This is a genomic window from Halolamina pelagica, assembly GCF_001307315.1.
GTDB classification, from domain to species: domain Archaea; phylum Halobacteriota; class Halobacteria; order Halobacteriales; family Haloferacaceae; genus Halolamina; species Halolamina pelagica_B.
The window spans coordinates 1867010-1886995 of the sequence record NZ_LGUC01000001.1 but is presented as its reverse complement, the minus strand read 5'-3'; the positions used below and the strand labels follow the sequence as shown (position 1 = coordinate 1886995).

The 19986-nt window shown below is 69.6% G+C and carries 19 protein-coding genes and 5 pseudogenes; 13 read left to right on the top strand and 11 right to left on the bottom strand.

All coding sequences use genetic code 11. From position 1 onward, the window contains the following. The first annotated feature begins 76 nt into the window (after positions 1–76). Genes SY89_RS09830 through SY89_RS09820 form a run of 3 tightly spaced genes read left to right on the top strand, consistent with a single transcriptional unit; the run spans position 77 to position 3121 of the window. Positions 77–766, top strand: coding sequence for a hypothetical protein (locus tag SY89_RS09830; RefSeq protein WP_054584083.1), 690 nt, complete (start codon positions 77–79; stop codon positions 764–766). Next, positions 753–1004, top strand: coding sequence for a hypothetical protein (locus tag SY89_RS09825; RefSeq protein WP_054584082.1), 252 nt, complete (start codon positions 753–755; stop codon positions 1002–1004). Before SY89_RS09830 ends, SY89_RS09825 begins: the two co-directional genes overlap by 14 nt. Beyond that, positions 1001–3121, top strand: coding sequence for a type B DNA-directed DNA polymerase (locus SY89_RS09820; RefSeq protein ID WP_054584081.1), 2121 nt, complete (start codon positions 1001–1003; stop codon positions 3119–3121). The genes SY89_RS09825 and SY89_RS09820 overlap by 4 nt, the downstream gene beginning before the upstream one ends. Before the next feature lie 4 nt (positions 3122–3125). On the opposite strand, the gene SY89_RS09815 is transcribed toward SY89_RS09820, so the two are convergent. Further along, a complete protein-coding gene (locus SY89_RS09815; protein ID WP_054584080.1) occupies positions 3126–3560 on the bottom strand; it encodes a universal stress protein in 435 nt (144 codons plus the stop codon). 107 nt (positions 3561–3667) lie between these two features. On the opposite strand from SY89_RS09815, the gene SY89_RS09810 reads away from it, so the two are divergent. Further along, positions 3668–3940: a DUF2249 domain-containing protein gene (locus SY89_RS09810; RefSeq protein WP_054584079.1), complete on the top strand. Its 273-nt coding sequence runs from the start codon at positions 3668–3670 to the stop codon at positions 3938–3940. Between the two features lie 3 nt (positions 3941–3943). Here the strand turns inward: SY89_RS09810 and SY89_RS09805 are convergent, their stop codons facing one another. Next, positions 3944–4159: a DUF2249 domain-containing protein gene (locus tag SY89_RS09805; RefSeq protein WP_144427182.1), complete on the bottom strand. Its 216-nt coding sequence runs from the start codon at positions 4157–4159 to the stop codon at positions 3944–3946. 128 nt (positions 4160–4287) lie between these two features. Here SY89_RS09805 and SY89_RS18495 point away from each other — a divergent pair, with 128 nt between their 5' ends. The 3 genes and pseudogenes from SY89_RS18495 (at position 4288) to SY89_RS09795 (ending at position 5619) form a co-directional block, all read left to right on the top strand. Further along, positions 4288–4449, top strand: coding sequence for a hypothetical protein (locus tag SY89_RS18495; RefSeq protein WP_239685582.1), 162 nt, complete (start codon positions 4288–4290; stop codon positions 4447–4449). A 137-nt stretch (positions 4450–4586) separates the two neighbouring features. Then, positions 4587–4951 (top strand): annotated as a pseudogene (locus SY89_RS19605) (helix-turn-helix domain-containing protein). 299 nt (positions 4952–5250) lie between these two features. Then, on the top strand, positions 5251–5619 hold the full coding sequence (locus SY89_RS09795) for a hypothetical protein (RefSeq protein ID WP_054584078.1): 369 nt from the start codon (positions 5251–5253) through the stop codon (positions 5617–5619). A gap of 142 nt (positions 5620–5761) precedes the next feature. Here SY89_RS09795 and SY89_RS09790 read toward each other — a convergent pair whose 3' ends face one another. The 3 genes from SY89_RS09790 to SY89_RS15975 form a co-directional block, all read right to left on the bottom strand. After that, entirely contained in the window at positions 5762–5956 is a 195-nt protein-coding gene (locus tag SY89_RS09790) for a hypothetical protein (RefSeq protein ID WP_054584077.1), read from the bottom strand. Positions 5957–6082: 126 nt separating this feature from the next. Then, a complete protein-coding gene (locus SY89_RS09785; protein WP_054584076.1) occupies positions 6083–6349 on the bottom strand; it encodes a DUF7521 family protein in 267 nt (88 codons plus the stop codon). Between the two features lie 94 nt (positions 6350–6443). Beyond that, positions 6444–6767, bottom strand: coding sequence for a helix-turn-helix domain-containing protein (locus SY89_RS15975; protein ID WP_239685580.1), 324 nt, complete (start codon positions 6765–6767; stop codon positions 6444–6446). Between the two features lie 303 nt (positions 6768–7070). On the opposite strand from SY89_RS15975, the gene SY89_RS09780 reads away from it, so the two are divergent. The 3 genes from SY89_RS09780 to SY89_RS09770 all read left to right on the top strand — a co-directional run bounded on the left by SY89_RS09780 (position 7071) and on the right by SY89_RS09770 (position 9045). Continuing rightward, positions 7071–7304: a DUF2249 domain-containing protein gene (locus tag SY89_RS09780; RefSeq protein WP_054584700.1), complete on the top strand. Its 234-nt coding sequence runs from the start codon at positions 7071–7073 to the stop codon at positions 7302–7304. 90 nt (positions 7305–7394) lie between these two features. Next, positions 7395–8693, top strand: coding sequence for a hypothetical protein (locus SY89_RS09775; RefSeq protein WP_054584075.1), 1299 nt, complete (start codon positions 7395–7397; stop codon positions 8691–8693). A gap of 52 nt (positions 8694–8745) precedes the next feature. Beyond that, positions 8746–9045, top strand: coding sequence for a cupin domain-containing protein (locus tag SY89_RS09770; RefSeq protein WP_054584074.1), 300 nt, complete (start codon positions 8746–8748; stop codon positions 9043–9045). Between the two features lie 36 nt (positions 9046–9081). Here SY89_RS09770 and SY89_RS09765 read toward each other — a convergent pair whose 3' ends face one another. Together SY89_RS09765 and SY89_RS09760 are read right to left on the bottom strand one after the other, a co-directional pair. Further along, the gene (locus tag SY89_RS09765) at positions 9082–9624 is read right to left on the bottom strand and encodes a hypothetical protein (protein ID WP_080506663.1); all 543 of its coding nucleotides are present in this window, start codon (positions 9622–9624) and stop codon (positions 9082–9084) included. A 65-nt stretch (positions 9625–9689) separates the two neighbouring features. Further along, positions 9690–11990 (bottom strand): efflux RND transporter permease subunit, encoded by a 2301-nt coding sequence (locus tag SY89_RS09760; protein WP_204374438.1) that lies wholly within the window; start codon positions 11988–11990, stop codon positions 9690–9692. A gap of 343 nt (positions 11991–12333) precedes the next feature. Between SY89_RS09760 and SY89_RS09755 the strand changes: the two genes are divergently transcribed. Both SY89_RS09755 and SY89_RS09750 read left to right on the top strand, forming a co-directional pair. Next, complete coding sequence (locus tag SY89_RS09755; protein ID WP_054584072.1) at positions 12334–13092, top strand: TrmB family transcriptional regulator; 759 nt, start codon at positions 12334–12336, stop codon at positions 13090–13092. Between the two features lie 57 nt (positions 13093–13149). After that, complete coding sequence (locus SY89_RS09750) at positions 13150–13395, top strand: hypothetical protein (protein ID WP_054584071.1); 246 nt, start codon at positions 13150–13152, stop codon at positions 13393–13395. A 48-nt stretch (positions 13396–13443) separates the two neighbouring features. Here SY89_RS09750 and SY89_RS09745 read toward each other — a convergent pair. The 4 genes and pseudogenes from SY89_RS09745 to SY89_RS09725 all read right to left on the bottom strand — a co-directional run bounded on the left by SY89_RS09745 (position 13444) and on the right by SY89_RS09725 (position 18220). Further along, positions 13444–14957: pseudogene (locus tag SY89_RS09745) on the bottom strand (MATE family efflux transporter). Between the two features lie 31 nt (positions 14958–14988). Further along, positions 14989–15549, bottom strand: a pseudogene (locus SY89_RS16575) (TetR/AcrR family transcriptional regulator); the annotation flags it as partial. Between the two features lie 75 nt (positions 15550–15624). Continuing rightward, positions 15625–16946, bottom strand: a pseudogene (metX, locus tag SY89_RS09730) (homoserine O-acetyltransferase MetX). Then, a complete protein-coding gene (locus SY89_RS09725) occupies positions 16943–18220 on the bottom strand; it encodes an O-acetylhomoserine aminocarboxypropyltransferase/cysteine synthase family protein (RefSeq protein ID WP_054584068.1) in 1278 nt (425 codons plus the stop codon). Before SY89_RS09725 ends, metX begins: the two are co-directional and overlap by 4 nt. Before the next feature lie 266 nt (positions 18221–18486). Here SY89_RS09725 and SY89_RS09720 point away from each other — a divergent pair. Next, positions 18487–19841 (top strand): annotated as a pseudogene (locus tag SY89_RS09720) (Na+/H+ antiporter NhaC family protein). Positions 19842–19986 lie beyond the last annotated feature (145 nt).

The following is a 19986-nucleotide window of genomic DNA, read 5'->3' as shown; positions in this document are numbered from 1 at the left end:
CTCGGTCCCGTCCCGACCGGAACCGATCGGAACGCCCCGGCCGACACTCATGGTCCAGGTGCCGGAACGGGGAGGTATGGCGCCCACCGACGACCAGTCGCTCACGACTCCCGAACTCCCGTCGCTCGAGGCGGGCATCACGCTGCTCGAAGCCGACGGCGACCCCCGGATACCGCTGCAGACGCTGCTGGTCGACCACCTCCTGCTGGCCGGCGGCCGCGGCGTCTGGGTCGGCACCGGCCGGTACTGCAGCACCGACACGCTCGCGCAGGTCGCGCCCGACCGGCGCGTGCTCGAGCGCGTCGACGTGGCTCGCGGGTTCACGCCGTACCAGCACGCCGCGCTGCTCGACGAGCTCGCGGCCCACGTCGACGGGCGGACGGCCGTGATCGCCCTGCCCGAGATCGACGCGCAGTATCGCGGTGACGACCTCCAGGGCAACGACGGGCGGACGATGCTCGTCCGGGCGCTGGCTCGGGTGGCCGCCGTGGCCCGCGAGTACGAGATCCCGGTGCTCTGTACCCGCTCCCGCGCGGACGAGTTCAGCGAGCCGATCGCCGCCGCGGCGGCGTCGACGCTGACGGTCCGGGACACGCCGATGGGCCCGCGGTTCGTCGGGGAGGCGTTCGAGACGCTGCGCTACGAGCTCGGTGACGGCTGGGTCCAGACGACGATCGCCTTCTGGGAGCGGGTGCTCGCGGCCCGGCAGCCGATCCACGACACCGCGACGATCTCCGGGGAGGTGTTCGCCCGTGGGACGGTCTAACCCCACCCACCGCGACAGCCTGCGCTGGCTGGAGGAGCGCTGGGGCGACTACCGTCGGGCGCTCCGCCACCGCGACCAGGCCCACTTCGACCGGCTCTGGGAGCACGCCGCCGCCCACGCCGACGCGGCCGGCTACCAGAACACCGAGCGCACGCTCGACCTCGCGCTCGTCTCGATCGTGCTCGCTCAGGAGCGCCGGATCGCCGCGCTCGAAGCCGAGTTGGAGGGGGATTCGTGACTTACTGCGTCGACTTCCCCGAACCGGGGACGGCCGTCGAGTGGTCGCTGACCGCGTCGGGCGTCGAGCGCGAGACCGTTGCCTACCACCCGCGGTTCTACGTCCGCGCGACGGGGGCCGGCTCGCTCGCGGAGATCGCCGACGCGATCCGCCCGCATCCGGCGGTGACGGCGGTCGAGGTCGAGCACCACCGCCCCGGCTGGCGTCACGAGCCGACGCCGATGCTGGCGGTCGCGGTGACGACGCCCGACGCAGTGGCGCGGCTGGCGTCGACGATCACGAGCGCCGGCCGCCCCGGCGAGTACCGCTGTTTCAACGTCGATCTCTCCCGGCAGTTCCGCTACTGCGTCGAGACCGGCGTGGATCCGACGCCGAACCGGTCGCCACGCGTGCTCCGGCTGGCGGCGCCGCCGATCGGCGACGCCGGGCTCGAGCCCGTGACGGCGACGACGGGCGGGGAGACACGCTGTTTCGACGCCGATCCGGCGACGATCGCCCGCGGGGTCGAGGCGCTGATCGAGGAGACGGAGCCCGACGTGTTGGAACTGTCCACGGGCCGGCTCGTCCCGGCGCTGTTCGACGCCGTCGACGGGGCGCTCCGGCTGGGTCGGGAGCCGGGGTACACCCAGCTCGCGGCCGCGAGCAGCTACGAGAGCTACGGCCAGGTCGGCCACTCGCCGGCGCGGTACGCCGTCCCCGGCCGCGCGATCGTCGACGCCGGCAACTCCTTCTTCCTGCGGGAGACCGGCACCGAGGGGATCCTGGACCTGGTCGCACGCTCACACAAGCCGCTGCAGGAGGCGGCGTGGGCCTCGATCGGCAACGTGCTCACCGCGATCCAGATCCGCGAGGCGCTGGCCCGGGACGTGCTCGTCCCCTGGCGCTCCTGGCGGGCCGAGCGGTTCAAGACCGCCAGCACGCTCGCGGCGGCCGACCGCGGCGGCTTCACCTTCTCGCCGGCCGTCGGCGTCCACGAGGACGTGCACGAACTCGACTTCTCGAGCCTCTACCCGAACATCATGTGTACGCGGAACGTCTCGCCCGAGACCGTCTGCTGTGACTGTCACCCCGATCGCGAGGACGTGCCCGGACTGGGGTACAGCATCTGCCCCGAGCCGGGCTATCTCCCCGACGTGCTGCAGCCGCTGATCGACGACCGCGACGAGTACAAGCGGCGGATCCGGGCTGGCGAGGGCGACACCGAGGCGCTCGAAGGCGCGGCGTCGGCGATCAAATGGATCCTCGTCTCCTGTTTCGGCTACCAGGGGTTTTCGAACGCGAAGTTCGGCCGGATCGAGTGCCACGAGGCGATCAACGCGTTCGCCCGGGAGATCCTCCTCGACGCGAAGGCGACGCTCGAACGACACGGCTGGCGCGTCGTCCACGGCATCGTCGACTCGCTGTGGGTGACGCCGATGGCCGACCGCGAGCAGACCGACCTCGGGGCCGTCGCCGAGGAGATCACCGACGGCGCCGGGATCAGGCTGGAGTACGAGGCGGCCTACGACTGGATCGCGTTCTGCCCGCGCCGGAACGACGACGCCGGCGCGCTCACCCGCTACTTCGGAAAGCGTGCCGGCGAGCCCGCCGACGAGACGGCGAGCTACAAGCGCCGCGGGATCGAGGCCCGGCAGCGCTCGACCTCGCCGTTCATCGTCGACGCCCAACTGGCGCTGATCCGCGAGTTCGGCCGGACCCGCTCGCCGGAAGCGGTCTGTGAACGCCTCCGGACGTTCGTCGACCGCCTGCGGGCCGGCGACGTGGCGCCGTCACGGCTGGCGATCACCAACCGTGTCTCGAAGCGCGTCGAGGAGTACTCCCAGTCGACGACGAACGTCGCCGCCCTGGAGCGGGCGGCCGATCTCGGGCTGGAGAAACGCCCCGGCCAAAGCGTCGAGTACGTCGTCGTCGACGACGAGAAAGCCGGGCGGGCGCGGGTCGCCCTCGTCCGCGAGGATCCGACCCAGTACGACGCCGACTACTACCGGGACCGCCTGTGTCGCGCCGCAGCCTCCGTGCTGGCGCCGGCCGGCGTTCGACGCGAGGGGATCGAGACGCAGTTGGCCGACCGGGTGGACGGCTCGCTCTCGGCGTTCGGCACGGGGCCGGACGACTGACTGGTCACACCGCGTCGACGCCCGCGCCGCCGACGACCAGCGTCGGGATCGCGGTCAGCCGAACGACTCGCTCCGTCGTGCTCCCGGCGGTGGCGATCCGCGAGAAGCCCGTTCGGCCCTGTGTCCCCATCACGATCAGACCGACGCCGTAGTCGGCGGCGGCGTCGACGATCTCTTCGGCCGGCGTCCCCCGGCGGAGATGTCGCTCGACGGCGACGCCGCGTTCGTCGGCCATCGCGGCCACCGCGTCCAGCGCCCGCTCGCCGGCAGCCTCCTGCTTCTCGACCTCGAAGTCCCAGTGGCCGCTGGGGCCCGCCTCCTCGACGACGAACAGCGCGTCGACGGCCGCGCCGAACTGTTCGGCGAGATCCAGCGCGTGCTCGGCGGCCCGTTCGCTGTGGTCGCTCCCGTCGACCGGGACGAGGATCCGTCCGTACATACCGGCTCCAGTGGATTGAGCGGAGATAAACGTACGGGGCAGGGTCGCTTCCCACCCCGAACGCGTTCGGCACAACGCTCCCAGCGGCCCCGCCCCTCGATGCGACCATGTCTCCCCCACCGCGCCCGGAGATCGACGACCGGTTCGACGAGGCGCCCGCCGACCGTCCGCTCGATCACCTCGACGCGCGGGAGCTGCCGCCGCCCGAGCCGCTCCGGCAGACGCTCGAACGGCTCGCCGGGATCGACGCCGACACCGTGCTCGTCCAGACGAACGACCGCGCACCGCAGCACCTCTACCCGCGGCTGGCGGAGCGCGGGTACGCCTACGAGACGACCGAGAGTGGCGACGCCGTCGTCACCGCGATCTGGGAGGCGTGAGGCTCACCTGTGGCTGATCTCGACGTGCCACTCCGCTTCGGCGACCTGTTCGGTCCGGTGGTCGAACCCGCGTTGGTCGAGCACGGCGTACAGCGGTTCGGGCTCGAAGCTGTTGATCAACACGAGCGTCTCCGACGCCGGGAGCGCCTCCAGTTCGTCGACGATGCGGCCGAACGGCTCGCCGTCGACCTCGCGCACGTCGAGGGTCCTCTCGGGCATGGGCCGATCCACGCCGTCCGCGGAGGTGGGGGTTGTGCCGAACATGGTCGACACGCGCACAGCCGACAAACCCGAACATGTTCGGGCGTATCGTCTGGGTTATCCGTCCGTAACGCGAACGTAGCGCAATGCCCGAAGCGAAACTCACGCTCACGATCCCGGAGCGGACCTGGCCCGGCGAGATCTCCCGGGCCCACGACGACGCGACGATCAGGATTCTGGCGGCGATGACCGAGCCCGACGCCGGGGTCGGGTTGGCGGAGATCTCCGCCCCGAGCCCGGCCCGGTGATCGCGGACGTTCGCACACACGGCTCCGTCGACGATCTGGAGGTGCTCCAGCGGGGCGACGACGAGTGTCTCGTGCAGTTCCGAACCCACCTCCCGCTGTTGTTGCTGGCCGCGCGTGACTCCGGGCTCCCGCTGGAGATGCCGTTCGAGATCCGCGACGGCGACGCGACGTGGACGCTGACCGCCTCACAGGACGCCATCTCCGAGCTGGGCGACCAGCTCTCGGCGCTGGGGATCGCCTTCACCGTCGACTACCTCCAACAGGAAGTTGGGGGCTCCGAGGACCTGTTGACCGACCGCCAGCGTGCCATCGTCCGCGCGGCGATCGACCGTGGCTACTACGACACCCCCGCAAGTGCTCGCTGACCGAACTGGCCGACGCCGTCGGGCTCGCGAAGTCGACGGCGAGCGAGACGCTCCACCGCGCGGAGGAGCGCGTGATGAAGGAGTTCGCCGCCGCAGCGCTGGAGGAGGCAGAGCCGCAGGCCGCCGTCGGCCGGTAGGAACGGGGTCCCGACTGCGCGCGAGTCGACCGCGGCCGGGCTCGGGCCGGATCGAGCCCGGGATCGACGTTGTTTTCGACGCCTTCTAAACCGAGAGAACAGCCGCCGCGTTCGCGCCGGATTTACGGATAAACCCCCGCCCGAACGCGTTCGTGAGTTCTGATACCGGGGGAATTCGCGGGGCAGTTCTAGTAGTGGACTCTCCAACGCCGGCGTGTAGAGCATGACTGAGGACATTTCGCGCCGACGGTTCGCGGTCGCACTAGCGTCGACGGGGGTCGGGATCGGGCTCACGGGCTGTGCGGGCACGGGCGAGCTGGGAACCAACACCGACACGAAGTCGAACAGCGGCGGCGACGACCCACGCCCTCGGCGGCGCGCTGCTGCTGCTGTGGGTGTGGGTCGCGCTGGTCCACGACCTCGTCTCCGTCGGCCTGATCGCCGCGGACGTGGTCGGGCCGAACTGGCTTCCGGTGTTCGTGCTGGCGAACCCCGCAACGGCGTTCCGCGTGCTCGCGCTCCAGTCGGTGCCGACGGTCACCGGCGGGATGGCCGACGTGCTGGTGGGATCCGGGGTGACGACGCCGGTGCTCGCGGCGGCGCTGGTCGCCTGGAGCGTCGCGGGGGCGTGGCTGGCGAGTCGACTGATCGCGCGGCGGAGCGTGTGAGCGTCGCTCGTCGGTGCGGCGTCGCCGCCGGTGGGTATCACTGCCGGTAAGGGATCAGTCGGCGAGGCAAGCGGCCAGGCAGGGACCGAACTGCAGGGGCGGGAAGCGTACTTCAGGCGGCGGCGAGGCGGGTAACTCGTTCTCAGTGTTCCTCGACGGGAACCGGTTCCACTCGCGTCACCCAGTCGAGCGCTAGCAGGCTCTCGAGGCACGCCTCGCAGAGCGCAATGGCCACGTCGGTCGTCGTCCCGTCGCGTTTCGCTATTTCGAGCGTGTGTTTTACAGCCTCCCCGGCCCGGTTCCCGCAGTTCGAGCATTCGGCGGTTGCCCCACCCATTAATAATCCAACAAGTCTGTTCGGGATCCCCCTACAAGAATATTCGGGCGATTTTGTTGCTAGTGACTCTCGTCTGATCGTTCGGGGATCCCCGTACAAAACTACCAGCCGGCGCTTCGGCGCCCGCTACTCCACGTGCAGCGAGTAGAGGATCACGGCGAAACCGAGCGTCGTGAACGCGCTCTCGGCGACGAGCGCGAAGTCGGGGTTCACCGGGAGGAGTTGGTCGACGATGCCCGCCACCAACGCGCCCAGCGTGATCGCGCCGAAGCCGACCGCGAGCGCCCGTAGCGCGGACGAGCCGTTGCGCCGAGAGGCGCGGTACGCGTAGAACGTGATCGACCCGCCGAGGACGAGCGTGAGCGTCTTGAGTGCGACCACGGCGGCGTTCATGTCTCCGTGCGCACCTCCGACCAGAGCTTCGAGAGGCGCTGTTCCGGCGACGACTCCGTGCGGTCGATCGACAGATCGAGCGTCCCCTCCTCCGTCAGCGAGACGTTGATCTCGTCGAAGTCGGCGACGTAGCGCGTGGTGTGGCGGCCGTCCTCCCGGATCTCGGTGCGCTCCTCGACCAGCGAGGCGTCACTGAGGATGTCCAGCTTCCGGTACGTGGTCGATTGGGGATCTCACACGCCTCACAGAGCTCTTTTGCGGCCATCGGCCGGTCGAGCTGTTCGAGGATGGCCCGACAGTCCTGGTCCTCGAGCGCGTCGAACACCGTCTGCAGCGTCGGCGTCTCGGTGGCGAGCGGGTCAGTCGTCATCGTCGTTTCCTCGGTGCCTCGCGTCGTGTCGCGCAGGTAGCCAGTCATCTGTCTGGGAGTAATCGGGCGATCGACGGGGCGATACAGCCGGCATCGGCGGCTATCGAGATGGCTGCGGGGACAGCCTCGATTCGGTCGAGCGGCCCGCGGCTCCGCCGCCGAGAGTGACTGCCGGTCCGCGCAGGTCGTGGAGAGAGACCGTATCGTTGGCCCATGGCATCGATGAGTCACGCTACTCCCCTGGGACACCAGTCGGTGGTGCCGAACATGTTCGGCTAGGTCGCCCGCGCCTCCCCCGTGGCGAACACGTTCGGAGCAACCCTCTGGTCCCGGCGCGTCCGAGTAGGGCTGATGTCCGAGACGACTCTCGACGTTCGCGACGTGCCGCCGGCGGACCGCCACTCGGAGATTCACGACGCCTTCGCGGCCCTCGACAGCGGCGAGGAGCTGGTGATCGTCAACGACCACGAGCCCAAACCGCTGTTCTACGAGATGCAGGCCGAAGTGGAGGGGTTCGACGCCGACGGCTACGCGGTCGAACAGCGCGCCGCCGACGAGTACGTGGCGCGGTTCCCGAAACTGTAGCCGCCGAAGCTCGGCTCCCGGCCGTGCTGAACCCGGCTCCCGAACGTGTTCGGAGCCACCGGGAGGCGGCTGGACTCCCTTTTCGAGCACATGAGCGCGATCCCGGGCGACGTCGACCCCGACCGACAGCCGCCGATGACGGTACCGCTCAGACATTTCCTCGTCGCGAGCGCGTTCCTCCCGCTTGGCGTGCTGGTCGGCGTCGCCGCCGCCGCGGATCTGCGGCTGGGGCTGCTCTCGCTCGCCCACGTTCACCTGCTGCTCGTCGGGTGGGTCTGTCTCACCATCGCCGGCGCGATGACGCAGTTCGTGCCAGTCTGGTCGGGCGTCGACCTCCACTCGACGCGGCTCGCGGCGCTCCAACTCCCGCTGCTCGCCGGCGGGCTGGTGGGGCTTGCAGCCAGCCTGCTCCTGATCCGACTCACACTCCTGCCGGTCTTCGGCGGGACGTTGCTGCTTGGCTTCTGGCTGTTCGTTTACAACGTCGGCCGGACGCTCGCCCACGCGCGGCCGTTCGACACCACCGAGCGCCACTTCGCGCTGGCACTCGGGTTCTTCGTGCTGGCGCCGCTGCTCGGACTCTTGCTGGCGATCGACTTCACGCACCCACTTTTCGCTGGCACCCCCGTGACGCGACCGCGCGTCGTCGCCGCCCACGCGACCCTGGCCGTCTTCGGCGCGGTGCTCACGACCGTTCTCGGCGCGCTGTACCAGCTAGCGACGATGTTCACCCAGACGGAACTTCACGGCGTCGACGAGCCTCTGCAACGGGTCGAGGCGCTCGGCTTCCCGGCAGGCGTCCTGCTGCTGGCTGGGGGTCGGCTCGTCGGCTCGGCGCCGGTGGCGCGGGTCGGCGGCGCGCTCGTCGCGCTGGCGCTGCTCGCGTTCGCGCTCGTGCTCGCGCGGCGTCTCTGGCAGACCCACGTCGACCGGACGCCGATGCTCTCGCGGTACGCCGTCGTCGCCGCGGCGACGGCGCTGTGGGCCGGGCTGGCGCTGCCCGCGTGGCTCGCGGAGCCGCTGGCGCGGTCGCGTCTGCTGGGCGCCGCCGGAACCACCCACCTGCTCCTGCTCGGGGTCGTGGGGTTCGTCGTCCTCGGGACGGTCTACCACGTCGTCCCGTTCGTCGTCTGGGTCCACCGCTACAGCGACCGCCTCGGCTACGAACCCGTGCCGATGGTCGACGACCTCTACGACGACCGCGTCGCCGCGGCGGACTTCTGGAGCCTGCTCGTCGGCGGCGTCGCCGTCCTGCTCGGCAGCGTGCTGTTCGTCGCGAACGTCGCGAGCGTCGTCCGCGAGCACGCGCCGGGGTCGCTCGCGACGGTAGTGTTCGGCGGCTGGGTCGAAATCGACTCTCGCGACGCGCCAACGACCGAAGGAGACTGACCCGAACGAGTTCGGGCGAACGCACAGGCCCGCGGCGCGCCGAGTAGCGTCGATGCCCGAGATCACCGCCGTCGACGACCTGACCGACACGCCACACGCCGAATTGTTCGAGCGTCGCGAGCCACGCGTCGTCCGACTCGGACTCGACGCCGGCGACGAGGTCTCGGCCCACACCCACCCCGGGACGAACGTCGTCTTCCACCTGCTTGACGGGCGTCTCCACCTCTCGCTCGACGACGAAATACACGAACTCGCCCCCGGCGACGTGGCGCGGTTCAGCGGCGAGCGCGAGATTTTCCCCCACGCAATCGAGGCGAGCACGGCGCTGATCGTGTTCGCGCCGGCGGAGTAGCGGGTTCAACGGGGGCGGCGCCGCGGGCGTTTCGACTCAGAACGGCGCGTCCGGCACGTCCGACGACGGCTCTCCGGGGTCGTCCGGAACCGTTCCTGTCTCCCGGTAGGACTGCTCCAGCGACCGTAACTGGGCGTTGACGGCGTCGCTCTCCTGGTGCATCGGCGCCGCGCGGACCCGGACGACCTCGTACTCGTGACGGTCGGCGAGCCCGTTCCAGGCCCGGAACGCGCCGACGGTGAGCGTGTGGGTCTGCGGGCAGAACGCCGTCGTCGGGGTGAACTCGGCGCGCAACACCTGCGGCTCCCTCGCCTCCTCGGCGTATCGGAAGCCGGCATCGGGGTGGCGCGTGTCCAGATCGAGCCGTGCGAGGTTGTAGCCGAACGTCATGTCGTAGACGCCGCGGTCCTCGAACAGGTCGTGTGCGAGCCGGTGGACTGCGACGTGGGCGTCGCCGACGAGAACCTCGTGGTCGGCGAGGAACGCACCGGGTTTGGGGAGGTGTGCCGGCACGAACGCGTCGGCCTCGTCGAACGTCGTGTCGTCACGACCGCCGCCGAACGGGGAGAGTCCGGGCATGAACGACCGTACGGGGCCTCGGGCCCTACCCGTGGTCCCGAACATCTCCGGGAGCGGTGGGCCCCTCAGGTCGCGGCGTCCGCCGTCCCGCTGAGTCGCTCCCAGATCGTCAGCAGGCTCGGTAGCACCAGCACGCTCGCGAGGAACGCGTAGGTGATCGCGACCGCGGTGATGAAGCCGAAGCGCTGGAGCGACGGCACGAGCGCGAGCGCGAGGACCCCGAAGCCCGCGGTCGTCGTCGCCGCGCTGGCCAGCAGCGCGCCGCCGGTCCCCTCGACGGTCCGTGTCAGCGCCGCGATCGGGTCGCGGCCCGACCCGCGTTCGTCGACGAACCGCTCCCCGATGTGGATCGCGTAGTCGACGCCGATCCCGATCCCGATGGCGGCGATGATCGCGGTCTCGGTCGTGAACGCCAACCCGGCGAGATACATCGTGCCGAACAGCCACGCCTGGGCGAGCACGACCGGGAACAGCACGACGGCGCCCAGCGTTGCCGAGCCGTACCGCAGTCGGAAGATGATCGCGAGGAAGGCGAGAATCACGCCGAAGGTGATGAGGAACCCTTCGACCAGCGTGCGCAGGAGCGAGCGCTGGACGAGTTCGGTCGTGATCGGCGTGCCGGTCGCGACCACGTCGAGGTCGTTCTCCGACTCCATCCCGGTTGCGACGCCGCGCATCTCCTCGGTGATCGTCCGGGTGTCGGTCGTCCCCGAGAGCGCGACGGAGAGCCGGAGCGAGCGGTACTCGCCGCCGTCGCGGTGGATCGTCTCGGCTGCGGCCGCCGGGTCGGCGTCGTACACGGCGTCGTAGATCGCCGCGAGGTTCCCGTCGGGCACGCCGTCGCCGTCGGTGTCGGCGTCGTCGACCATCGCGGCGACGGTGTCGTTCTCGGCGGCGACGGCCTCGATGGTCGCGAGCGGTCCTGTCACCTGCAGGCTGCCGTCGGCGCGGACGGCCGCGGAGTCGGTGTCACGGAGTGCGTCGCGCCCGGTCGCGATCGCGTCGAGCGTCCCGGGATCGGTGACGGAGCCGCGTATCAGGAACTCCGCGCTCGAACTCCCGCGTGACTGGACGAAGTTCTCGTTGAGGAAGATCGCGTTCGCCTTGAGGTCGTAGTCGCTCGGCTGGATCGCTGCCGGGAGCACGTTCATCCAGTCCGGCGAGTCCTGCGGGAGGAACGCGGTCTGGTCGAGCGTGGTGTCGATCCCCGTCGCCGCGACGCCGCCTCCGGCAGCGAGGACGACAGCGACGGCGATCACGACGTACGGCGCGCGGCGGGCCAGCTCCGGCCCCACGCTGAGCAGACGGCCGACGCGCTTGCCGCGGCCGAACGGGGACTGGTTCGGTGGCCAGCCGAGCCGGCCACGGAGTCGGTCGATCTCCAGCTTCAGCGCCGGGAACAGCAGCCCGAACACGACGAACGCCGCGGCGATGCCGAAGCCGCTGACGAGCCCGAACTCCCGGATCGACACGATCGGGCTCACCGCGTTCGACAGGAAACCGACTGCCGTCGTGAACGTCGCGGCGCCGATGGCGACGACGACGCCGGCGAGTCCGCGCCGCATCGCCGTCCGGGGGTCCAGGCCGGGATCGTCGACGTTCGCTTCGCGATAGCGCATCACGACGTGGAGCGCGTAGTCGATGCTCAGCCCGATCAGCAGGAACGGGACGGCGATCAGGATCTGGGTGATGCCGATGCCCGCCCAGCCGAGGAAGCCAGCCATCCAGACGAGTACGAGCGCGACGCCGAGCAGGCCAAGCAGCACGTCGATCGCGTCTCGGTACGCGATCCCGAGCACGCCGAGGATCAGCAGGAGCGCGACCGGCGAGATCAGCGCGAAGCTCTCGCCGGTGGCCTGGCCGCTCTCCTCGTCGACGATCCCCGGCGCGAAGACGAAGTGGTCGGTCCCGGAGAGCTCCGCGGCGGCGGCGTCCTGTAGCTCCAGCTGCGCCGCCGTCACGGGTTCGGGCAGGCTGTCGGCGGGCGCGCCGCTGGTGTCCTGATACACGAGGACGATCCGGCTGGAGGCGGTCGTCGATCCCGGCTCGTAGCTCGTCGCGAGCAGCGCGTAGGGGTCGCCGCGCGTGTCGGCTTCCGGGTCGAGCACGCGGTCGACGGTCGCTTCGACCTCCGCCTCGGACATCGACGCCAGTTGGTCGATCTGGGCGTCCAGCGACGGCGGCGGGCCGCCACCGCCCCGGGCCTCGTAGTACGCCGCCGTCGCGACGACGTTTCCGACGCCGACGGTCGGCTGTCCGTCACGCAGCGTGGCGTTGATCGACTCGTTCTCCCTGATCGTCCGCTGGAGGCGGAGCGTTTCGAGCAAGGACTCCTTCGTGAGGACGTTCTCGCCGCGGACGACCACCTGCGCGGTCGTCGTGTTCTCCCCGGCGACCGAGAAGTTCCGCTCGACGTCGTCGAGCGCGGCCGCTTCCGGTGAGTCACTGCTGAACCCGGCGATGGTGAGCCCCCGTCGACGCTCCCGGCGCCGGCGCCAACGACGAGTGTTGCGACGAGGACGGCGACGATCACCAGTTTGCTGTGGTCGGTGACGGCGGCGGCGTAGCGCTCGGTGAGCTTCATTGATCAACGCAACTCGCCCGAGGGAAATAAATATTGTAGATAAGTACAAAATATCCGCACACCGGATCCCGGCCACTCATACCGGCCGGCGCCGAACCGACAGTCGATCGGAGGATCCGGGGCTCATGAGTACACGAGACGCCGTCGACGCGCTGAAGCGACTCGGACTGTCGAACTACGAGGCCCGCGTGTTCGCGGCGCTACAGCGCCTCGGCACGGGGACGGCACAGCAGATCAGCGACCACTCGGAGGTGCCCCGTTCGCAGGTGTACGGCGCGGCGGACGATCTGGTCGAACGGGGACTGGTCGAACTGGTCGCCTCCTCGCCGAAGGAGTACCGGCCGGTGAGCCTCGAGACGGCACGGGAGCAGCTCTCACAGCGGCTCGACCGCGAGCAGGATCGGGCGTTCGAGAACCTCCACGAGCTCCGCACCGAGACCGAGGGTGACGATGCAACCGGCGCCGTCGCGACGCTTCGTGGCCGCCAGCCGATCGACGACCGGCTCGGCGATCTGCTCCGGCGAGCCGAGCAGCGAGTGGTGTTCGTCGCGCCCGACTCGCGATCGATCCCGACGGCGTTAGCCGAGACACTCCGCGACCGCGCCCGTGACGGCGTCGCGGTCGTCGTCGTCACTGCCGAGCCGGACCAGCGCGACCGCTTCGCGGACAGCCCGGTCCGCGTGTTCGTGATGGACGAGGACAACCCCGGCGACTTCGCAGGGCGTGCGCTGATGGTCGACGAGCGAACGGTGCTGCTGTCGGCGGTCACTGCCGACGCCGTGGGGGAGGAGGCGATGTGGACTGCCGAGAGCAGTATCGGCCGGATCCTCGCACAGTTCATGCAGTCGGGGCTCGACTCCGGGATGGAGCGCACCGACGGCTAATTGTTCGACGATCGTTGTAACCAACCTTTACGGATGTCGAAGTAGTTGGCGTAGGCAATGACACAGACCCGGCCAGCACGAGCTGATGGAACGACGGAACTGTCGACCGAACCGCCCGCGGACGTCGACTCGACCGCGGGCAAACTGGTGTACGTCTATCTCTCGTCCGTCGTCGAAACGACCGTCGACAGCATCGCGGAATCGCTGGATCTCAAGCTGATCGAACTCCTGCCGACGCTGCGCTCGCTGCAGTCCGCGGGCTACGTCGAGCGCGCCGGCGAACGCTGTCGGATCGTGCGGTAGGCTGGTTCTGCGGGAGGGTGTGGCGGTGAGCGGCGTGGACGGCGACGGTCAGTCGTCGCCCGGCGTCGGCCCGGGCGTCCGGTCCAGGCTCACGTCGCGCCACGTCCCGCGCTGGTACCAGAGGTACGCAAGCGTCGCGCCGAAGGCGTTCGACAGCGCGAAGGAGAGCCAGAGGCCGTCGGACCCGAGCGAGAACGTCTGGGAGCCCAGCCAGGCGACCGGGAGGCGGAACACCATCAACGTCCCCACCGAGATGATCGCCGCCGTCGTCGTCTTCCCGGCACCACGGAAGCTCCCGTTGTAGGCGCGCATGATCCCCATGAAGCCGAACGTGGGGGCGACGAACCGCATGAACTGCGCGCCGACTTCGATCACGCGGCCGGCATCGGGCTGGTCGGCGCCGACGAAGATCGAGACGATCGGCTCGGCCCAGACGAACGCGATGACGCCCACCGCCGAGAGGATCAGGAACGACGCCTTCGAGGCGAACGCCGCCGTCGCGGCGGCGCGGTCGGGCTTGTCCGCGCCGATGTTCTGGCCGCTCATCGTCTCGACGCCGCGAGCCATCGCGATCGCGGGCATGAACACAACCGACAGTACGCGCGTCCCGATCCCGTACGCCGAGACGACGGGCGTCGCGAACAGGCCGACGACGATCAACAGGAGGTTAACCGAGAGCGCCCGGCCGACGCCCTCGACGGAGGCAGGCACGCCGATCTCGAGGATGCGCTTGGCGAACTCGGGGTCGGGAGCCATGTCGCCCAGCCGGATCTGGACGCCCTGGTTGCCGCGGAACATGATCCCCAAGCCGATCACGAACGCGAGCGCCCGCGAGAAGATGGTCGCGATGGCGGCGCCGCGCAGGCCGTCGCCGGTGTACCCCGTCATCGCGAACAGCTGCTCTTCCAGGCCGGACATCCCGATGATCGCGAACAGCGGGTTGTTCTCGAACCCGAAGATGAGGAACGGGTCGAGCACGATGTTGACGACGACGGAGATGCCCATCACCACCATCGGCGTCACCGTGTCACCCGCCCCGCGCATCAGGGAGATGAACACGAAGAAGCCGAACATGAACACCAGCCCCAGCGAGATCACCTCCATGTAGTCGACCGCGAGCGGCCTCACGTCGGGCGAGGCGCCGTAGATCTGGACCAGCGTGTCGACGACGAAGTAGCCGACGGCTCCCAGCACGATCGACACCACGACCGCGAACGAGACGGTCTGGGAGGCGGCGTAGTCCGCTTGCCGCTCGTCGCCGGCGCCGATGTTCTGGGCGATCAGCACGCTCCCGGCGACCGAGAGCCCCATCCCCAGCGAGATGAGCAGGAACACCATCGGGAACGCGAAGCTGATGGCGGCCAGCGCGTCGGTGCTGTACCGGCCGACCCAGAACGTGTCCGCGAGGTTGTAGGCGGTCTGGAACAGGTTCGTGATGACGATCGGGATCGCCAGGATGAACAGCGGCTTGGCGATGCCCCCTCGGTGAGGTCCAGTTCCTCCTGGTTGAACGCGCGCTCGAACAGGCGCCGCACGCCCGACAGCTGATCGCGGAGGCTCACTCTGCACCCCGTCGGCGACGATCATCGAGTCGATGTGGGCCCGCAGGGTCTCACGGGTCTCCTCGACCGGCCGGCCGACCGCGACGCTGCGAGTCTGGGCGCCGTTGAACACGGTGACGAGGAAGTCCGCCGACGCCTCCACGTCGAGGTCCGCCCGGAACTCGCCGCTCTCGACGCCGGCGGCGAGGTGTTTCTCGACGTGGTCTCGAAGCGTCCGGTCGTGGGCCTGTAGGTGCTGGCGGAACGCCTCGTCGTAGGGGCCCTGTGCCTTCATCTCCAGGACGGCCGTCTGGAACCCTCGGTCGGGGGCGTCGTCGTCAGGCGGGAGCAAGATCGTGTCGATCAGGCTCACGAGCCGTTCGTAGGCCGTCTCGCCCTCGACGGCGTCGAGTCGTTCGGTGAACCCCTCCAGCAGATCGTCGAAGAAGGAGACCAACAGGTCGTGCTTGCTGTCGTAGTGATAGTGGAGGGCAGATTTGCTCTTGTCCGTTTCGGCGGCGATATCTTCCATGGTCACGTCCGCGTACCCGTACTTGCAGAGGGCGCGGTACGTCCCCTCGGTGATATCGCTGGTCGACTCTTCGGCACTCATACTGACTGACTAGTTAGTCAGACTGTACGGTCAGCCAAAAGCGCTGTGGTTCGGCCAAATCTGTCAGGGGTGCGATCAACCCCTCAGTAGCGAACCCGCCGTGCCCAGCGGGCCGCAAACGGCGTCGTCGGATTCGCTCTCGCGACCGTCGTCGGACTCGGCCCCCTGGCCGGGGGCGTCGCCGGCGTCGCCGCGCGTTCGACCCTTCCCGGCCCCCGACGCGTCGACGCCCGCCGCGAGGAACTCCCGAACCGGCGGGCCGACGTTTTCGGGTTCGGCGAGGAAGGCGTCGTGGCCGTGGTCGGAGTCGACGACGTGGTGTGTGACGGGTGTCCCGGTCTGTTCGAGCGCCGCAGCGATCGTCGCCCCGCCCTCGACCGGGAAGTGCCAGTCGCCCGTGAACGAGAGCACCAGCGCCTCCCCGTCGAACTCCGCGAGGGCGTCCGCCGCGGAGTCGTGGCCCGCCGCGAGATCGAACGACTCCATCGCCCGGGTCAGGTAGAGGTAGCTGTTGGCGTCGAACCGGTCGACGAACGTCGACCCCTGGTGGTCGAGGTAGGACTCGACCTCGTCGTAGGCGAACGCGCCGTCGGCCGGTCCGGGGGGAACGGCGACGCCACGTCGTAGTCGCTCTCGCCGCGGTCGAACTTCCGGGCCATCGACGCCTTCGAGAGGTAGCTGAGGTGGCCCAGCTGGCGCGCCAGGGCGAGGCCTCGGTCGGGATGGGTGCCCGCTGCCGCGTACTCGCCGCCGTGCCAGTCAGGGTCGCTCCGGATCGCCCGGCGGGCGACCGCGTTGAGGCCCAGCAGTTGGGTGTCGAGCCGGGGGCCCGTGGCGATCGGGACCGCGCGATCCACGGCGTCGGGATAGCGGCGGATCCAGTCCAGGACGTTCATGCCGCCGACACTGCCACCGACGACGGCGTGGAGCTGTTCCACCCCGATTTCGTCGAGGAGGCGTCGCTGGGCCCTGGTCCAGTCACCGACGGTGACTGCCGGGAAGGCGCTCCCCCAGACGCCGCCGTCGGGATGCGGGCTGGCGGGGCCCGTCGAGCCGTAGCAGGAGCCAGGGACGTTCACGCTGACGACGAAGTACTCCGTCGTGTCGATGGCCTGGCCGGCGCCGACCACGTCGTCCCACCACGCGCGAGCCTGGCCGGCGGCGCCGTCGCCGTCGGTTGGGACGCTCGCGACGTGGTGGCTCCCGGTGAGGGCGTGACAGATCAGCACCGCGTTGCCTCGGCCCTCCGGGCCGCCCTCGGGGTCGTGCTCGCCGTAGGTCTCGTATGCTACTTCGAGATCCGGGATCGAGCCGCCGCGCTCGAACTCGAAGCTGCCCAGCGAGCGGGTAGTTTGTGTGTGCGGTGGCGCGGGCGTGTCGTCCGTGTTGCCGGTCATGCTGTCACTCGCTCGATGGCGGCGTCGATGTCGGCGACGATGTCTTCGGGCTCCTCTAGCCCGACCGAGAGCCGCAGGAGGTCGGGCGAGACCCCCGCAGCGCGCTGTTCGGCTTCGCTCAACTGGGCGTGGGTGGTGCTCGCCGGGTGGATCACCAGCGTGCGTGCGTCGCCGACGTTGGCGACGAACCCCGTGAGATCGACCGCCTCACAGAACTGCTTGCCCGCCGAGAACCCGCCTTCGAGCCCGAACGCGAGCATTCCGCCGAAGTCGTCGAGATAGCGCGCCGCGTTGTCGTGGGTGGGGTGGTCGGCGAGCCCGGGGTAGGTGACCCAGGCCACCTCGGGGTGGTCCACGAGGTGCTCGGCGACGATACGGGCGTTCTCACAGTGACGGTCCATCCGCAGACCGAGCGTTTCGAGCCCCTGCAGCGTGGCCCAGGCGTCGAAGGGGGTCTGTTGGGCACCGAGCGGCCGGAGCCCTCGCTGCCGGAGCGCGTGGGTCAGCGCCTCCTCGCCGAAGCGCTCCGAGAAGTCGACGCCGAAAGCGGGGTTCTCGCCGGCTAGTTCGGGGTAGTCGGCGTCGGGGTGGTCCCAGGGGAACGCCCCGCCGTCGACGACGACGCCGCCGACCGTGGTGCCGGAGCCGTGGATCCACTTCGTCGTGGACTCCCAGACGGCGTCGGCGCCGTGTTCGATCGGCCGGCAAAGCGCCGGGGAGGCGAACGTGTTGTCGACGACCAGCGGCGTCGCGTGGTCGTGGGCGATCCCGGCGAGGCGGTCGAAATCCGGCGTCACCAGTGAGGGGTTGGCCATCGTCTCGACGTGGACGAAGGCGGTGTCCTCGTCGATCGCGTCGGCGTAGTCGTCGTACGCCAGCGTGTCGACGGTCCGGATCTCCACCCCGCGTCGCGTGGCCGTGTGCGCGAAGTACGTCGTCGTCCCGCCGTAGAGATCGCCCGCCGTGACGACGTTGTCGCCCGCCTCGGCGAGGACCGTCGTCAGCGCGTCGATCGCGGCCATCCCGGCGTTGGTCGCGACGGCGCCGACGCCGCCAGAGACCGACGCCAGCCGCCGTTCCAGCGTCCGGACAGTCGGATTAGAAATCCGGCTGTACACGTCGCCGTCGGCCTCCAACGCGTAGAGATCGGCGGCGCGGTCAGCGCTCCCCAAGCGGTACGACGTTGTCTGGTGGATCGGTGGTGCGTACGAGCCACCCTCGGCGGCTGGCTCGTAACCACCGTGGAGTGTTCGGCTGCGGAACCCGCGGGTCATGCTCGTAACGCATACCTCTAGAGATAAAAATGCGCTGCAGTTGTTACAGCGTCGCCCACGTCGCTCGGTGTTCGCTACCAAACGCCAGACAGCTCCCGTCCCAACGGGTATTTATTTCCCAAGGTAATTTAGACAGGCATAGAAATGTCCTCAGTGAATAACTCGGCGACGGACGGCTCGACAACGACACCCCGACGCTGTCGCAGGCGCTCGTACCGACGCTCGGAGTGGTGCTGTTCCTCGGGCTCGGCTCCGGACTGTTGGGGATGTCACCCCATGCGCCGCTGCTGTGGAGCGTGGTGCTGGCCGGCGTCGTGGGGCGGTACTGGATCGGTGTGAGGTACGACGACCTCACGGAGGGGATCGAACACGGTCTCAAGATGGGGTTACAGGCGATCCTGATCCTGTTCACGATCTACGCGCTGATCGCGACATGGATAGCCGCGGGGACGATCCCCGGGCTGATGTACTACGGGCTCGGAATCCTCTCGCCGGAGACGTTCCTGCCGGCGACGGCGTTGTTGGCGGCGGTCGTCGCCTTCTCGATCGGCTCCTCGTGGACTACCGCCGGGACGCTCGGCGTCGCGTTCACCGGTATCGGTTCCGGCCTGGGGATCCCTATCCCGATGACGGCTGGCGCCGTCCTCTCGGGTGCCTACGCCGGCGACAAGCAGTCGCCGCTTTCGGACACGACCAACCTCGCTGCTGCGGTGACTGACACCGACCTCTACGACCACATCCTCTCGATGCGGCTCGGGACCGCGATCGCGTTCGGGCTGTCGGTCCTACTGTACGCCGCGCTTGGGCTCCGGGCCGGCGGCGCCATCCCCGCTGGTCGGGTCGCCGATATCCGCGGCGCGCTCGCGGGCACGTACGATCTGGGGATCCTCGTCTTCCTCCCGCTGCTGGTCACGTTCGCGCTCGCGATCCGGGGGGTGCCCGCGCTCGCCTCGCTCGTCGCAGGCGTGTTCGCCGGCGCCGGGACGACGATACTGGTCCAGGGAACCGCGTTCACCGACGCCTGGGCCGTCTTCCTCAACGGTACCGCGCCGGAGACCGGGGTGACGCTGGTGAACGACCTGCTCGTGAGCGGTGGCCTTGCCGGCTCGGCGTGGACGATCTCCGTGGTCGTGCTCGCGCTCGCGCTCGGGGCCTGCTCGATCACCTGGGCGTGCTCTCGACGCTCGCGTCCCGACTCGCGGGCGTCATCACGGGCCAACGCAGTCTCGTCATCGGAACGGGCGCGTCGGCGTTCCTCGTCAACGCGTTCTCGGCCCAGCAGTACATGAGCATCGTCGTCCCCGGGATGACGCTGCGAGAGCTGTTCGACGAACACGACCTCGACACCTCCGTGCTCTCTCGAGCCGTCGAGTCCGCGGGGACGCCCACCGGCGCGCTCCTCCCATGGCACGCCGGCGGCGTGTTCATGGCCGGCGTGTTCGGGCTGCAGGGTGAGACGTCGTTCCTGATCCTCACCGAGTACGCGCCGTACTACTTCTTCGCGTTCCTCTCGCCGCTGGTGTTAGTGGTCATGACGCTCGCCGGCGTCGGCCTCGACTCCACGCCGCCCCGTGGTGGAGCCGACGCGCAGTCGGACGCGGCCGTCACCGCCGACGACTGAGCCCCGAGACAAGCGTTTATCAGGGATCGGGGGACCACCCGCCGTGTGCCCTAACCTCCGTCGCGGGGTGAACGAGGCGGGAGTGCGACACACCACCCCGCGGGCGACCGTGTCGCCTGTTCGCTATGGTCCGACTCCGGCTAGC